Origin of the sequence: Alkanindiges hydrocarboniclasticus, assembly GCF_001982605.1 — a bacterium.
Taxonomy (GTDB): domain Bacteria; phylum Pseudomonadota; class Gammaproteobacteria; order Pseudomonadales; family Moraxellaceae; genus Alkanindiges; species Alkanindiges hydrocarboniclasticus.
Map to the genome: position 1 here is coordinate 130,773 of NZ_MLCN01000008.1, position 15,850 is coordinate 146,622.

The following is a 15,850-nucleotide window of genomic DNA, read 5'->3' on the forward strand; positions in this document are numbered from 1 at the left end:
AAAATTAGATGCGAATTTATTCAATAGCATTAACTGGAGGCAAGAATGAAATTATTAAGCCAACGTCTGGGTAAGTTGATCTGGGTGATATATTTCTTTTTTGGGGCTAAAGCCTCTGGCTTAAAGAAACAGAGTATTGATATTAATAATCATCAATACAATTATCTAATTTCAAAAAAATTTAATCCTGCGCTTGATACCTTGGTGCTATTACATGGCTTTACCGGGTTTAAGGAATACTGGTTTGGCTTTATGATGCCGCTCAAACATAAATTTAATATTATCAGTATTGATTTACCGGGGCATGGCAGTAGCAGTTTTAACATTAAAAAGAGTTTTTTGGATCAATCCATTGAGTTGATTGATGCAATCAAAACCCGGCACCAGCTCAGCCAATTTCATTTCGTTGCCGCTTCAATTGGCGCATGGATTGCCTGTCATTATATGGCGAAATTTCCTGAGCAATTAAAATCATTGGTGTTCATTGGTCCCGCAGGCATTGCAGTCACACAGACATCCGAGTTTTATCAGGCGGTGGATCAGCAAAAAAATCCTTTCTGGATCAACACTCAGCAGGATTACAATCAATTGCTTGGTTTTGCGGTTTTTAAGCTACCACCAGATTTTTGGCCATTATCCCCATTTTTGCTGGCTGATTATCTCAATCACCAACCTGTTTATCAGATCATCTGGAATCAGATTGTTGATGCGCACCAAAGGATTCAAGCCCTGAATCTTTTGGAGTTATCAGCATTCAAAGGTAAAAAAATTGTAGTCTGGGGTAAGGAAGAAAGAACTTTTCATAGTCAAACGCTGGAAGTGCTTAAACAACACGTTAAGGATATTCAGGTTTTTATTTGCCCCCAAAGTGGACATTCAGTTCAGGTCGATCAACCCAAGTGGCTGGCAAGTCTGGTGTTACAACAGTTATCTCAACATCCCAATAATTAAAGCACTACTGCCAACGTAAAGCCATCATGACCCTTGCAGCCAACGGTTTGCAGGGTGGTGCTGGTGAGTTTTTTCTGCTGGGCCAGGTGTTCAAAATATTCACGCAGGCCGGTCATGGTACGGGTGTTGTTGTCAAAGTTCACAATGCCACCACCACGGATCACATTGTCCAGAATAATAACCGTACCCGGCCGTGACAGCTTGAGTGCCCAGTCCACATAATCCTTATAACCAGACTTGTCGGCATCAATAAAAATAAAGTCAAACGGGGCAATGCCGGACTGTTCAATTTCCGGAAAAATATCCAGTGCCTTACCCGCATGAATGTCTACCAGATGCGAAAGTCCGGCAAATTCAATATTCTTGCGTGCCAGCGTGACATTGGTAGGCACGGCTTCAAGGCTAATCAAACGCCCATCCTGCGGCAAGGCCCGCGCCAGCCAGATAGTGCTATAACCAGCCAGTGTGCCAATTTCCAGTATTTTTTTGGCACCATGAATTTGCGCCAGCATTTGCAGGAACTTGCCCTGCAAACTGGATACTGCAAGATGCGGTGGAAGGCCAGCATCCAGTGTGGTTTGAAGCACATGCTCAAGCGCCGGATCAGCAGGCATAAAATGCGCTTCCAGGTAATCATCCACGGCTGTCCACAGTTGTTCGCTCATCTGTACTTACACCACATATTGCAAAATTTAGGCGCCGTATTGTGTCATTTTCAGCCCCAAAATTAAACCCATGCCTAATGTCATAGAGAGTGGCAGGTTTTAGCTCTGTATTGCATTCGGGGCAGAATTTGTGGGTGCAGGCGGTTTTAAACGGGGATACTGAAAAATAATACTCAGCACGGCAACAACTCCTAAAATCCAGCAATAGTAAGTCGTTCCAGTGAGTGCCAGCGGAGAGATTTTACCAATGGCACTAGCCAGCAGGATTTGCGCGCCATACGGAATCAGGCCCTGTACCACACAGGAAAAAATGTCCAGATAACTGGCTGAACGCCGTAAATCCATGGCCTGTTCAATGGCAATATCCTTGGCGACATCGGCGGCAACCACAATTGCCACCACATTATTGGCGACAAACAGATTCGCCATAACAATCAGTAGTGCAATGCCAAATTCACCCGCGCGCTTGCCTGTCATTTTTAAGCTGCGGGTGAGGGCAAGAATGGCATTGACCAGCCAGCGCATACCGCCCTGATCATGCATGAGCAGGGATAAACCGCTAATGAAAAGCGACAACAGCATGATTTCAAACAGCTCAACAAACCCGGCATAAATGGCCGTGTTCAGGGTGGTGAGGCTATAGTTCGGACTAAGCCAGATTCCCAGTGTGCCTGCCAGTACAATACCAATCAGCAGAATAGCCAGTACATGCAGGCCAGTAAATGCCAGCGCAAACACTACTACATAAGGAATAATAAATATGGGTGACAGGGGTTCACTAGTCATCTGGTGCTGGCCATTGCTCAGCAGCATAAATACCATAAATGTAATTACAGCGGCTGGCAGCGCAATCCAGATATTGACCCGGAACTTGTCACGCAGGCTTACACCCTGACTCCGGGTTGCGGCGATAGTGGTGTCTGAAATCATTGATAAATTGTCACCAAACATCGCACCGCTAATGATTGCGCCCAGAGCTAACGGGGCAGCAATCCCGGTTGCACTGGCAAAACCTACTGCAATCGGCGCACAGGCGGCGATGGTGCCCATTGATGTGCCCATGGCTGTGGCAATAAATGCCGAAATAACAAACAGCGCCGGCAACACCAGACTGGCCGGAATAAACTGCAAGCCGAACTGCACGGTGGCATCCACACTGCCAATGCTTTTGCTTACGCTGGCAAATGCCCCGGCCAGCATAAACACCATGCACATCAAGATAATATTGGGATGGGCAGCCCCTACCAGAAAGCGCTCAATGGATGTATTGATGGATTGCCTGTTTAGCACAATAGCCAGCACGATGGCAGGCAGGGCCGCAACTGGCGCTTTAAGCTGGTAAAAAGCAAACTCAGTCCCTTGCAGGGTGTGATAAATACCACTGCCTAAAAACAGGGCTAGAAATAGCAAAATCGGCAATAGTGCCGTAAAGCGGGGCAGGGGAGCAGTCATACAGGCAAGAAAAATCTGGAGAGGGTAAGAATTCTGACGATGTTAAGCAATTTGGCTTAAAACACCAAAGTCATTCTGCCTGAAAGCTTATGTAAAATTGTTAAATGGCTTTTGCCAGTTATGGCAATTGTATAAACCCGTGGATAAATGCACGGGCAGATTGTTGAATGGCGTCATTTCAGGCTAGAATCATACCCTTTATGGGAACACAGAAAAATCAGTTATGTCACGTCTTGCTGCGCGCTTTGCTTCTTTAAAAACCACAGGTCGAAAAGCACTGGTATCCTACGTCATGGCAGGTGATCCAGCGCCGCATGTGACCGTACCGCTATTGCATGATCTGGTGGCAGCAGGTGCAGACGTACTGGAAGTGGGCCTGCCGTTTTCTGATCCCATGGCTGATGGCCCGGCCATTGCGCTGGCTGCCGAGCGTGCGCTGGCAGGTGGCACCAATACCCTAAAAGTACTGGACATGGTGGCCGAGTTTCGCAAGGTAGATACCGAAACCCCGATTGTGCTGATGGGCTATTTAAATCCGCTGGAAATTATTGGCTATGAAAATTTTGCCAAGCGGGCCAGTCAATCCGGTGTCGATGGCCTGCTGCTGGTGGATTTGCCGCCCGAAGAAGCCGGTGAGCTGGATATCGTGCTAAAACAATATGACCTTGATCCGATTTTCCTGCTGGCACCCACCTCAACCGATGCCCGGATCAAGCATGTGCTGACACAGGCGCGTGGCTTTATTTATTATGTGTCACTCAAAGGCGTGACTGGTTCGGCGGCACTGGATATCACTGAAGCTGCCGAGCGCATTGCCAAGGTCAAGGCACAAACCAGCTTGCCGGTTGGCGTGGGTTTTGGCATCCGTGATGCAGCTACAGCCAAGCAAATGGGGCAGGTTGCTGACGGTGTGATTGTAGGCACAGTGCTGGTACAACCCTTTGGCCAGCATTCTCCTGACATAGCACATGGTATGGCAGTTGAGAAAATCAAGGAGCTTCGGGCTGCGCTCGATGAAATTGTATGACCCCAAAAATCAAGCAGCCCGTGCTGGAAAAAGGTGATGTAACGCCATGGATTGAGCGTCCAGTACCCGGTGTGGCACCGCGTGATTACCCGCAAGGCCCGATGTCGCTGCATACCGAACCGACCCTTGAATGTCCTGAATGTCATTCGGTAGTCACCCGCACGGCCATGGCGTTTAATGCCTATGTGTGCCCGCAGTGCGATGAGCATTTGCGCATGAAAGCCCGTGACCGCCTCAACTGGTTTTTTGATCAGGTAGAGTGCGAGCTGGGGCAGGAATTTACCCCTAAAGATCCGCTGGGTTTTGTGGATAGCCAGCCTTATCCCGAGCGACTGGCCAAGGCACAAAAACAAACCAATGAAACCGAAGCATTGCTGGTCATGCAGGGTTTGGTGGGTGCCATTCCCATGGTGGCTTGCGCCTTTGAGTTTGACTTCATGGGCGGGTCCATGGGCTCAGTGGTGGGTGACCGTTTTGTACTGGCTGCCGAAACCGCCATTAACCTGCAACAGCCTCTCATCTGTTTTGCTGCTTCCGGTGGCGCACGCATGCAGGAAGGCATGATTTCCCTGATGCAAATGGCCCGTACTGCCGCAGCGACTGAGCGCCTCAAGCAGGCAAGATTGCCGTATATTGTGGTGCTCACCCATCCGGTGTATGGCGGGGTAACCGCTTCACTGGCCATGCTGGGTGATATTCATCTGGCCGAACCCAAGGCTATGGTCGGTTTTGCCGGCAAGCGGGTGATTGAACAAACTGTGCGTGAAGTGCTGCAAGAGCCATTCCAGCGCGCTGAATTTTTGCTGGAACATGGCGTGATTGACCAGATTGTGCATCGACATGCGCTCAAGGATACCATCCAGCGTCTGGTGGCCAAGCTCATGAACCTGCCTTAAGTAAGAGTTTATGAATCCCGAAAATACCGCCGCAACAGCACCCACGGCCAGCGCGTCATTGCAGCAATGGCTGGATTACTGGAGCAGTATCCACGTCACCGCCATTGATCTGGGGCTGGAGCGCATCCGCCCGGTTGCTGAATACCTGCACCTGCTGACACCATCAGCGCATGTAATAACAGTCGCAGGAACCAATGGCAAAGGTTCAACCACCACCACCATTGCAGCAATTTATCAGGCAGCGGGCTATCAGGTAGGCTTATACCAGTCACCGCATATTTACCGATTTAATGAACGCATCAAACTCAACAGTATTGAAGTAGAGGATGCCACTTTAATTGCTGCATTTGTGACAGTGGAGCAGGCGCGGCTTGCCTGCCAGTTGTCCTTGTCATTTTTTGAAGCCACGACACTGGCTGCCTTTTGGGTGTTTCAGCAGCAAGCCTGTGATATCTGGGTGCTGGAAGTAGGTTTGGGTGGCCGTCTGGATGCCGTCAACCTGATTGATCCCAATGTGGCGGTGATTACCAATATCGGGCTTGATCATGTGGAATGGCTGGGCAACACTATTGAAAAAATTGCCTTTGAAAAAGCCGGAATCATGCGTCCTGCTATTCCAGTGGTTTATGCTGAACCCGCAATGCAAAACTCAGAGACAAATTGGGTGCCGCAAGCCATTATTGATCAGGCCCAGCAATTAAATTGCCCATTGTATCTGGCTGGTCGTGACTATCACTGGCAAACCACAGATGACAGTTTTTATTATGCCACTCCATCCTGTACGCTCACCTTGCCTGTGCCCAAGCTGGCAGCGGTCAATGTGGCTGCTGCCATCAGTGCGATATTACTGGGCACACCCCAGCTGAGCAATGCCGCTATTGTGCAGGGTATTGAAACAGCCTATATTGCCGGACGCTTTGAAGTACGCCAGTTTAAAGACCGTACCCTGATTCTGGATGTTGCCCACAACGTGCATGGCGTACAGTTTTTGCTTGGACAGTTGCAGGCGTATCAGCAAAAGTACTTGCAGCAACAGTTGGCAGGTGCAAGCCAGCCAGCGCAACATCCGGCTGGCAAAAAGCCAAAGATTCACTTGGTTTTTTCCATGCTTGCTGATAAAGATATGGCAGGGGTTGCCACTTTGCTCAAGCCGGTTGTCCAGCACTGGTACATTGCTGCCCTTGACGGTGAGCGTGCCGCCAGCCTGACCCAGTTGCGGCAAGCTTTGGATAATGTACCACCTGTCCAGCCGCAACATATTAGCGAACATCAAAGCATCACGGCAGCATTTATTGCTGCCTTAAATCATAGTCAACCACAAGATATTATTATGGTGTGTGGATCATTTCACACCTTAGAGGCAGTTTGGGAGTCCTTAGCAACATGGCAATGAACAATAAACAGCGTTGGATGGGTGGCGTTGTATTGCTGGGTGGTGGGGCACTTCTGGCCGTTTTATTATTAAAAGGACAAGGCGAACAAGCGTTAAGTCATACCATGAATCAGCCTGCCCAGACTGTCAGCCAGCAACAGGGACAACCAGCCCAGAACTGGAGTGATGCCGAGTTGCAGCCACTGTCAATTGACGTGGAAACCGAGCGTCGCCTGCTGGAAAAGCAGCGTGCACAACGCGAAAAAGCCGTGGCCGAGCAGGAAGCCAAAACAGCCGAATATCTGGCCTTGCAACAAAAAGCTGAAGCAGATGCTGCGCGCCGGGCTGCTGAGGAATATGCCAATCAGCTAGCTAAGCGCCAGGCCAAGCTGGATGCCCAGATGGAAAGCTCCGATTCTATCCCCCCAGAATTGATTGATGATGATACCCAGAAAAAAACTGCTGAGCAGCGTGCTGAAATAGAGCGCCTTGCTGCACAGGCCAATGTACGTGCCGATGAAGCGCAAAAAGCCAGCTTGCAGGCAGAGCAGGCGGCTCAGGCAGCGCGTGAGAGAGCTGAAAAAGCCCGCAGTGAAAAGGAAGCCTTGCAAAAGGCACAGGCTGAAAAGCTGGAAAAAGATCGCCTGCAGGCCATTGCTGACCGTAAGGCCGAAGCTGAAGCCAAAAAGAAAGACGCTGAAGCCAAGAAAAAAGAAGCTGAGCTTGCAGCTAAACGTAAAGCCGAGGAAGATGCCAAGCGTAAAAAAGAAGAAGCACTGGTGGCCAAGCGCAAGGCAGAAGACGAAGCTAAAGCGAAAAAGGAAGAAGAGCAGCAACTGGCCAAGCGGAAATCAGAAGAGGAAGCCAAACGCAAGAAAGACGCAGAACTAGCGGCCAAGCGTAAAGCAGATGATCTTAAAAAAGATGAAGCCAAAAAGGAAGACGCTAAAAAAGAGCAAGCGAAGAAGGATGAGGCCCGAAAAAAACAGGATACTGAAACTGCCCAGCGCAAAAATTCCAGTGGTGATGATAAAGACTTACAGGTAGCCAGTAAAAAACTGGAAGAGGAACGTGGCCGTGCCATTCTGGAAGGTGATACCAAACCGTGGATGGTACAGGTGTCCATTGCTTCCAGTCAGGCCAATGCCGATTCTGTGGTAGCCAAATTACGCGCTAAAGGCTACAAGGTAAAAACCAGCCAGACTTCCAAAGGCGTGCGTGTCATGGTGGGGCCTGAAAAAGGCAGGGCTGCCGCCGATGCCTTGCGCAATCAGGTGGCAAAAGATGGCAGCCTGAATGCCAAGAGTGCCTGGGTAATTGACTGGCAGCCGCCTGAGCCAAACTAAAATATCGTATATCAGATCAGTATGAAAAGTAGTGATCCCGATGAGGTAAAAATAGTTCGCCATCAAAAACCCAAGACGATTGTTCAGAATACTTGCTTGTATGCATACATAAATAGCTGAGCAATCAGCATGAGGCAATGCCAATGATTAAAGGCCACTGTTTGTGTCAGGGTATTCAATATGAATATCAGGGTGAAATTAATGAAGTGGTGGTTTGTCATTGTCATCAATGCAAACAGGCACAGGGCGCACCATTTGCCACCAATGCACCGCTACAGTTGAAGCAATTTCAGGTCACTCAGGGCGACGACTTATTAAAATCCTATTTTGCGACGCCTAATAAACGCCGGGTTTTTTGTAGCAATTGCGGTAGCCCGCTATTTAGCCAGCGCACAGACATGCCAGAAATTATCCGGCTGCGGTTGGGCACGGTCACCGAAGGGCATATTCCAGCACCACAATATCAGATTTACTGTGATTCAAAATCAGCGTGGTTTGCACTGGATGAACAAACACCGTGTTATCCCGCCAATAAGCCATAACAGGCTCATAACTTATAACCCACTGCCTGATTTTTAAAATGTCATTAAATTAAGCAAATTGGCTAGCCATAATTAAGGCCTGATTGGTCTACCTTGTACCTCAGCGTGGCTGGTTGTCTGCTTGGCAATTAGATGACGAATGGCCTCGACATGCTGAACAGTGAAAAATTGTTCAATATTTTTCCAGATTCCATGAAATCCATAACCACCCTGTTTCATTTCCAGTTTTGCCTTTTCAATTGGCCAGTGCTGATAAATAATCCGGTGCATGGCAATAATAAGTCCGGTGCGGTCTGCGCCATGTTGGCAATGCACCAGGACATTGCCGTACTGGCTTCCCTTTTCAATTTCCACCAATGCCTGCGCAATCTGCCAGTCATGAATATTCCACGTTTTGATAGGAATACGAATCAAGCGAATTCCTGTTTTGCCCAGTAGCTTATCATCACTATGCCAGTCACGCAGGTTAATCACTGTTTGAATGTTGAGTTTTTCCAGCGCGGACACATTCAGCCGGTTAGGTTGCTCGCTACGATACAGAGTTGGGGTAACCTTGTAAAAATTACTGGTCTGGTCAATTGAGGTAGCCCAGTCCAGTGGCCGTTGTTCAGAAATAACCGTGCTGGCCATGCAGGAAAATGCTAGGAACCCTACCAGTAAAACACAGAAGCGGTGATAAAGTAATGTAGGCATGTTGATGACTAGGGTGCAGGCGATTTTAATAACAGTGATTTTAGGGCTATGCTTTTCTAATAAACAGTATGATGTGGTAAAACTTTGCTAAAGCAGCTGGTTCGGTTATGGATAAAGTAGTGGTGACTAAAATAGCTGGCCAATAAAAAATGCCCTGTTGTGCAAAACAGGGCATGTGCTAGCTTAAAATTCTTATTTGTTGGGCTGTGGTGTCAGTCGCAGATAGGGAGTAACCGCCTTGTAGCCTTTGGGGAAACGTTGCTTGATTTCTGCTTCATCCTTAATAGACGGCACAATTACCACATCATCGCCGTCCTGCCAGTTGGCTGGTGTAGCTACTTTATGGTTGTCGGTCAGTTGTAGCGAATCAATGACCCGCAGCACTTCATGGAAATTACGGCCAGTACTGGCGGGATAGGTAATAATCAGACGTACTTTTTTATTGGGATCAATAATTACCAGCGAGCGTACAGTCAGGGTGTCACTGGCATTGGGATGAATAAAGCCATATAGCTCGGATACCTTGCGGTCCTGATCAGCAATAATTGGAAAATTAACCTGACAACCCTGGGTTTCATTAATGTCGTTAATCCAGCCTTTATGCGATTCGACATCGTCTACAGACAGGGCAATGGCCTTTACATTGCGTTTGGCAAATTCATCTTTTAGTTTGGCGGTAAAGCCCAGTTCGGTCGTACAAACCGGCGTATAGTCGGCCGGATGGGAAAATAATACGCCCCAGCTGTCACCCAGCCATTCATGAAACTTAATTGTGCCTTCGCTGGAATCCTGTTCAAAATCAGGGGCGGTATCGCCTAAACGAATGGTCATATTCATGCTCCTTTTATTGTCTGTTTACTCAGTTGAGTATTTAAGCAAGCTGTACTATGCACCCAATCTCATTGAATTGAAAAGCAATGTTTCTTCATTTTTATATCATTTTTGTAGATAAGCAGGCCAGCTAAATAGCCGTTCAAATTGCACTATTAACAGCAAGACAAATTTGGGGCGACAAAATAAAATCAGCTTTTTGCAGTTTCTTTGTCATCTAGCACTTGCACTTATTTAAGCTGGCACCATAATAGCCAACAGGCAAAAATAACGCTGTTCATATTTAAGTTAGGGTATTTGAGAGTTTAGTCCATGTTAGCAAGTCTTATCGGAGGTATCTTCGGTACTAAAAATGAGCGTGAGCTCAAAAGAATGCGCAAAAATGTCGAAGCCATTAATGCACTAGAACCGACGATATCAGTGTTAAGCGATGCTGAATTATCCCAAAAAACTGTAGAGTTCAGGCAGCGTTACCAGCAGGGCGAAACACTGGACAAGCTGTTGCCAGAAGCCTTTGCAGTATGTCGTGAAGCGGCAAAACGTGTGCTGGGCATGCGTCATTACGATGTACAGCTCATTGGCGGTATGACCCTGCATGAAGGCAAGATTGCTGAAATGCGCACGGGTGAAGGTAAAACCCTGATGGGTACGCTGGCGTGCTACCTCAATGCCATCAGTGGTGCTGGTGTGCATGTCATTACAGTCAACGATTATCTGGCCTCGCGTGATGCCGAGTTGAACCGTCCGTTATTTGAGTTTTTGGGCTTAAGCATTGGCGTGATTTACTCCATGCAGCCGCCACCGGAAAAACATGACGCTTACCGTGCCGATATTACTTACGGCACCAACAACGAATTTGGCTTTGATTATCTGCGCGACAACATGGTGTTCTCGCTGGATGAGAAAAAGCAGCGCGGCCTCAACTTTGCCATTATCGACGAAGTGGATTCCATCCTGATTGATGAGGCGCGTACGCCTTTGATTATTTCTGGACAGAGTGAAGATTCCTCACGCCTGTATGCCATGATCAATCTGTTGGCGCCACGCCTGCAACGCCAGAAAGAAGAAAAAGTGCCGGATGGCGGTCACTTCTGGATTGATGAAAAACAGCGCTCCATTGAAATGACCGAAACCGGTTATGAGTTTGTTGAGCAGCAACTGATTGAAATGGGTTTGCTGGCTGAAGGTGAAAGCCTGTATTCAGCAGCCAATTTAAATCTGGTGCATCATGTCAATGCTGCTGTGCGTGCCCATTATTTGTTCCAGCGCGACGTGCATTATATTGTGCATGATGGCGAAATTGTGATTGTCGACGAGCACACTGGCCGTACCATGCAGGGCCGTCGCTGGTCAGAAGGTCTGCATCAGGCAGTTGAAGCCAAAGAAGGCGTGAATATCCAGCCTGAAAACCAGACACTGGCCACTACCACATTCCAGAATTATTTCCGTCTGTATACCAAGCTGTCGGGCATGACCGGTACAGCCGATACCGAAGCAACCGAATTCCAGCAGATTTATAGTCTGGATGTAGTGATTATTCCTACCCATCGCCCGATGGTGCGTAATGACCAGAATGACCTGATTTTCCTCACCCGTGAAGGCAAATACAACGCCATCATTGAAGAAATCAAGCAAATCAAGACTGAAAAAAATGCGCCTATTCTGGTCGGTACTGCCACCATTGAAGGTAGCGAATACCTGTCGCACAAGCTGACAGAAGCTGGTATCGCGCATGAAGTACTGAATGCCAAGCAGCACGAGCGTGAAGCGGACATTATTGCACAGGCCGGCCGTCCCGGTGCCGTTACCATTGCCACCAACATGGCAGGCCGTGGTACTGACATTCTGCTGGGTGGTAACTGGAAAGCACTGGCAGGCCATCTGGAAAACCCGACACCTGAGCAGCTGGAACAGCTTAAGCAGGAATGGGAAGTCAATCACCAGCAGGTACTGGAAGCTGGTGGTTTGCATATTATTGGTTCCGAGCGTCATGAATCGCGACGGATTGATAATCAGCTACGTGGTCGTGCAGGCCGTCAGGGTGATCCGGGCGTTTCCCGTTTCTACCTGTCACTTGAAGATGACCTGATGCGCATTTTTGCTGGTGACCGGGTGGTTGGCATGATGCGTGCCATGGGTTTAAAGGAAGATGAAGCCATTGAACATAAAATGGTTAGTCGCTCCATTGAAAATGCCCAGCGCAAGGTTGAAGCCCGCAACTTTGACATCCGTAAAAACCTGCTAAAATATGATGATGTTGCCAATGAACAGCGCAAGATTATCTATGGCCAGCGTGATGCCATTTTGGCAGAAAGCTCGTTGCAGGATGGCATCATCAACATGCACCATGATGTTATTGCCGGGCTGGTCGGTAACTATATTCCACCGGGCAGTATTGAAGACCAGTGGGACGTACCGGGTCTTGAAGCAGCCTTGCAGCAGGAACTCAGTCTTGATTTGCCAGTGCAGCAATGGCTGAATGAAGACCGCCGTCTGGATGAAGAAGCCCTGCTTGAAAAAGTCATTCAGGCGGGTACAGACCGCTATCTGGCTCGCCGCGAGCAGATGGGTGAAGACACAGCACCGATGCTGGAACGTCATTTCATGTTGCAATCGCTGGACAAGCACTGGAAAGAGCATCTGGCCGCCATGGATTACCTGCGTCAGGGTATTCACCTGCGTGGTTATGCGCAAAAGAATCCGGAGCAGGAATACAAGCGTGAAGCCTTTAGCCTGTTTCAGGCCTTGCTGGGTGGCATTAAAACCGAAGTGGTACAGGATCTTGCCCGTGTTCACCTGCCAACTGCCGAGGAACTGGCTGAACTGGAAGCCCAGCAGCAACGGGATGCTGAATCCATGAAGCTGTCCTTCCAGCACAGTGAAATGGATGGCCTAACTGGCGAAATGCATCAGGACCCTGAACTGGCTGCACTAAATCAGGCCGAAGAACAGCGGGCATTACAGCACAATAACCCGTATGGCAATGTAAGCCGCAATGCGCCATGTCCCTGTGGTTCTGGCAAGAAATTCAAGCAGTGTCATGGGCGTTTAGCTTAAGCTAACGACGCTGCTGATTATGCGTCACTAAAAAACGGGCCACTTCGCCCGTTTTTTTATATGAGATTGTAGGCAGGCTAAACAATATCATGTCGTCTGGTTTAGCCTGTTCAGCGTTAACAGTACATTGTTATGTATGATTTGGAAAATTGAATGAAAGTGGGTAAAAATCTGTTGCCGTGGCTGTTGATTGCAAGCAGTGTGTTTATTGCATCAATCACCTATCAGCGGCAGGCAAGCCTTGACGCGGCCAATAGTGCAAGTCATGGCGCGGATAATCATGAAACAGATGCAGTGCAGCGCAAAGATGACAATACTGGCAAGCAGGGTACTGACAAGCACGGTGCAGGCAAATTATCTCCGGTACCTGTCCTAACCCGTTACCAGTGCGATAACCAGCAGACTATTCAAGCCAGTTATTCTGACAGTAAAACACAGCCGTCCACCATTACCCTTCATATTAATGGCCAGCGTTACGAGCTATACAGCGTACCGTCGCAGGCTGGCAGCCTGTATGCCACCGAGCGGGGGATTAATCCAGAACAAGGCATGCGCTGGCATGTGCAGGGCTTAGAGGCAAGACTGGTTAGCATGACACTTGACCATACTGCCACACCTGATCAGGAACAGTTGCTAATGCGCTGCCAGCAGCCCGTATAATTTAAGGTCTTTTCAATCGCAGCTGATTAAAACAGGTAATGCAAAAAGCTTGAGTTTTTTTACCGCTCATCCATGCTTATTCAACCGTTTTTTGTATACTAGCGGCACAAAAAGCCCAATTTCTCAAACTGACGATAACAGGAAATGACATCATGGCGGTTGGCGATCTTTCCATGCCCACAATGCATGACATTGCAGGCATCCGAATTGGTATTACTGAAAGCTATATTCGCTACAAAAACCGCCGTGATCTGGTGGTGTTTGAAATTTGCGAAGGCGCGCAGGTAGCTGCTGTATTTACCAAAAATGCATTTTGTGCCGCCCCGGTACAACTGGCCCGCCATCATCTGGCCGTGGCTGCACCGCGTTATCTGGTGATTAATACCGGTAATGCCAATGCAGGTACTGGCTTGCAGGGAATGGAAACTGCGGCTGAAACCTGTCAGGCGCTGGCAAATCTAACCACTGCTGCTGCCCAGCCGGTTTCTGCCAATCAGGTATTGCCATTTTCAACCGGTGTCATTGGAGAGCAATTGCCAGTCGACCGCCTGATTGCCGGTTTGCCCCATGCTATTGCTGACTTAAAAGTGAATGGCTGGAATGAGGCAGCCAGTGGCATCATGACCACCGATACCCTGCCAAAAGGCGCTTCTGAAATCATTGAGGTTGAAGGCCAGCGCTATACCATTACCGGGATTAGCAAGGGCGCGGGCATGATTCGTCCCAACATGGCAACCATGCTGGCATTTGTGGCCACCGATGCGCCTATTGCCAAGCCACTGGTTGAACAATTACTGAAAGCCGTAGTTGAGCAATCGTTTAACCGCATTACTATTGATGGGGATACTTCAACCAATGATGCTTGCGTGCTGGTGGCTACTGGCAAGGCGGGTGGTACATTGATCGAAAGCGCGCAGGATAGCCGCTATGAAGCGCTATTTACAGCCCTACAGCGCGTATTTACCCGGCTGGCACAGCTTATTGTCCGCGATGGTGAGGGTGCAACCAAGTTTATCAGCGTGCGCGTTGAGCAGGGCCTGAACAGTCAGGAGTGCTGTGATATTGCTTACAGTGTGGCGCATTCCCCACTCATCAAAACAGCCTTTTTTGCCTCAGACCCAAACTGGGGACGCATTCTGGCTGCTGTTGGCAAAGCAGGTGTACCAGAGCTGGATGTGTCCAAGATTCAGGTTTGGCTGGATGATGTGCAAATCTGCCGTGATGGCGGCGCAGCGCCAGACTACCGTGAGGAGCAGGGCGCACGCGTGATGCAGCAAGAAGAAATCACCATCCGCATTGCACTGGGCCGTGGTAGCGCAAGCGATACCGTATGGACCTGTGATTTGTCCTATGATTACGTTAAGATCAATGCAGATTATCGCTCTTAGTAATAGTTAAAATGCAAAGTGATGCAAAAAACGATCTCATAATGAGGTCGTTTTTTTTATAACATTTTTATCCTAGGCTTAAAAAGATGAAAAATTAAGGATGCAAAACAAAGCGTGTTTAATACTAAACCACAATCAAAAAAAAGCATTTTTCTGCTTCAATGGTTTTTATTTGATGCAGGCAAAGGAAGATAGTCACTATGAGCCAAGTTAATAACCAGCAATCACAAAACGAAACTCGCCAATTTCCAGATTATGTCCCTGATGTCATTTTTAAAACCCGGGTGCGTGATGAAAGCATTGGCGGAGAAAACCCGTTTCGCTGGGAAGAAGTCAGCACCGATGATGTTTTTAAGGGCCGTAAGGTTATTGTGGTGGCATTGCCGGGCGCTTTTACACCGACCTGTTCCAGCACACATTTACCCGGCTATGAAGAAAAATATGAAGCATTCAAGCAGCAGGGCATTGATGATATCTATTGCGTAGCCGTTAATGACGCCTTTGTTATGTACCAGTGGAGCAAAAAACTGGACGTTGAAAAAGTGAAAATGCTACCTGATGGCAATGCTGACTTTACCAATGGCATGAACATGCTGGTGAAAAAAAATAATCTGGGCTTTGGTGACCGTTCATGGCGATATTCCATGCTGGTAGATAACAAGAAAATTATTAAAATCTTTGCTGAGCCTAATATGTCTGATAATTGTCCCAGTGATCCGTTTGAAGTATCTGATGCCCAAACCATGCTGGATTTTCTGGAACAGCAACAATCCTAATATCAGGTTTTCAGTTTAATAATTGATAAAATTCTGGCGCAGGTTATTGCATTCATTGAGCTTGCGCCGGTTTCATGCTGAGTTCAGCCATAGCGTGTGATCATATTTTTTCACACCTCAAAAAAGCCGTGCTATTGAAATTGGTAAAATTTGCCCTATAAAAACAATATAATCTGCTCGTATACTATGAGTCC

The 15,850-nt window shown here is 48.1% G+C and carries 14 protein-coding genes; 10 read left to right on the forward strand and 4 right to left on the reverse strand.

The features are described from left to right. Nucleotides 1-45 precede the first annotated feature (45 nt). Nucleotides 46-951: an alpha/beta fold hydrolase gene (locus tag BKE30_RS03760; protein WP_076877313.1), complete on the forward strand. Its 906-nt coding sequence runs from the start codon at nucleotides 46-48 to the stop codon at nucleotides 949-951. On the opposite strand, the gene BKE30_RS03765 is transcribed toward BKE30_RS03760, so the two are convergent. After that, nucleotides 948-1,616 carry an O-methyltransferase gene (locus BKE30_RS03765; protein WP_076877314.1) on the reverse strand — a complete coding sequence of 223 codons (669 nt, stop codon included), beginning with the start codon at nucleotides 1,614-1,616 and terminating at the stop codon, nucleotides 948-950. The two genes, BKE30_RS03760 and BKE30_RS03765, sit on opposite strands and share 4 nt — an antisense overlap. Before the next feature lie 99 nt (nucleotides 1,617-1,715). After that, nucleotides 1,716-3,068: a Na+/H+ antiporter NhaC family protein gene (locus BKE30_RS03770; protein ID WP_076877315.1), complete on the reverse strand. Its 1,353-nt coding sequence runs from the start codon at nucleotides 3,066-3,068 to the stop codon at nucleotides 1,716-1,718. Nucleotides 3,069-3,291: 223 nt separating this feature from the next. On the opposite strand from BKE30_RS03770, the gene trpA reads away from it, so the two are divergent. The 5 genes from trpA to BKE30_RS03795 all read left to right on the forward strand — a co-directional run bounded on the left by trpA (nucleotide 3,292) and on the right by BKE30_RS03795 (nucleotide 8,251). Then, on the forward strand, nucleotides 3,292-4,095 hold the full coding sequence (gene trpA / locus BKE30_RS03775) for a tryptophan synthase subunit alpha (protein ID WP_076877316.1): 804 nt from the start codon (nucleotides 3,292-3,294) through the stop codon (nucleotides 4,093-4,095). Then, a complete protein-coding gene (accD, locus tag BKE30_RS03780) occupies nucleotides 4,092-4,991 on the forward strand; it encodes an acetyl-CoA carboxylase, carboxyltransferase subunit beta (RefSeq protein ID WP_076877317.1) in 900 nt (299 codons plus the stop codon). The genes trpA and accD overlap by 4 nt, the downstream gene beginning before the upstream one ends. A 10-nt stretch (nucleotides 4,992-5,001) precedes the next feature. Then, nucleotides 5,002-6,384: a bifunctional tetrahydrofolate synthase/dihydrofolate synthase gene (gene folC, locus BKE30_RS03785; protein WP_076877318.1), complete on the forward strand. Its 1,383-nt coding sequence runs from the start codon at nucleotides 5,002-5,004 to the stop codon at nucleotides 6,382-6,384. Then, nucleotides 6,375-7,709, forward strand: coding sequence for an SPOR domain-containing protein (locus BKE30_RS03790; RefSeq protein WP_076877319.1), 1,335 nt, complete (start codon nucleotides 6,375-6,377; stop codon nucleotides 7,707-7,709). The genes folC and BKE30_RS03790 overlap by 10 nt, the downstream gene beginning before the upstream one ends. A 143-nt stretch (nucleotides 7,710-7,852) precedes the next feature. Continuing rightward, complete coding sequence (locus BKE30_RS03795; RefSeq protein ID WP_076877459.1) at nucleotides 7,853-8,251, forward strand: GFA family protein; 399 nt, start codon at nucleotides 7,853-7,855, stop codon at nucleotides 8,249-8,251. A 72-nt stretch (nucleotides 8,252-8,323) separates the two neighbouring features. On the opposite strand, the gene BKE30_RS03800 is transcribed toward BKE30_RS03795, so the two are convergent. Both BKE30_RS03800 and BKE30_RS03805 read right to left on the reverse strand, forming a co-directional pair. Then, nucleotides 8,324-8,881 (reverse strand): dual specificity protein phosphatase family protein, encoded by a 558-nt coding sequence (locus BKE30_RS03800; RefSeq protein WP_158073152.1) that lies wholly within the window; start codon nucleotides 8,879-8,881, stop codon nucleotides 8,324-8,326. Between the two features lie 255 nt (nucleotides 8,882-9,136). Beyond that, nucleotides 9,137-9,775, reverse strand: coding sequence for a peroxiredoxin (locus BKE30_RS03805; RefSeq protein ID WP_076877321.1), 639 nt, complete (start codon nucleotides 9,773-9,775; stop codon nucleotides 9,137-9,139). A 312-nt stretch (nucleotides 9,776-10,087) separates the two neighbouring features. Between BKE30_RS03805 and secA the strand changes: the two genes are divergently transcribed. From secA to BKE30_RS03825, 4 genes are all read left to right on the forward strand, one after another. Then, complete coding sequence (gene secA / locus BKE30_RS03810) at nucleotides 10,088-12,832, forward strand: preprotein translocase subunit SecA (protein WP_076877322.1); 2,745 nt, start codon at nucleotides 10,088-10,090, stop codon at nucleotides 12,830-12,832. A gap of 153 nt (nucleotides 12,833-12,985) precedes the next feature. Next, the gene (locus BKE30_RS03815; protein WP_076877323.1) at nucleotides 12,986-13,492 is read left to right on the forward strand and encodes an MliC family protein; all 507 of its coding nucleotides are present in this window, start codon (nucleotides 12,986-12,988) and stop codon (nucleotides 13,490-13,492) included. 152 nt (nucleotides 13,493-13,644) lie between these two features. Then, a complete protein-coding gene (gene argJ / locus BKE30_RS03820) occupies nucleotides 13,645-14,880 on the forward strand; it encodes a bifunctional glutamate N-acetyltransferase/amino-acid acetyltransferase ArgJ (protein WP_076877324.1) in 1,236 nt (411 codons plus the stop codon). Between the two features lie 200 nt (nucleotides 14,881-15,080). Next, nucleotides 15,081-15,656 (forward strand): peroxiredoxin, encoded by a 576-nt coding sequence (locus tag BKE30_RS03825; RefSeq protein ID WP_076877325.1) that lies wholly within the window; start codon nucleotides 15,081-15,083, stop codon nucleotides 15,654-15,656. The last annotated feature ends 194 nt before the right edge of the window (nucleotides 15,657-15,850 follow it).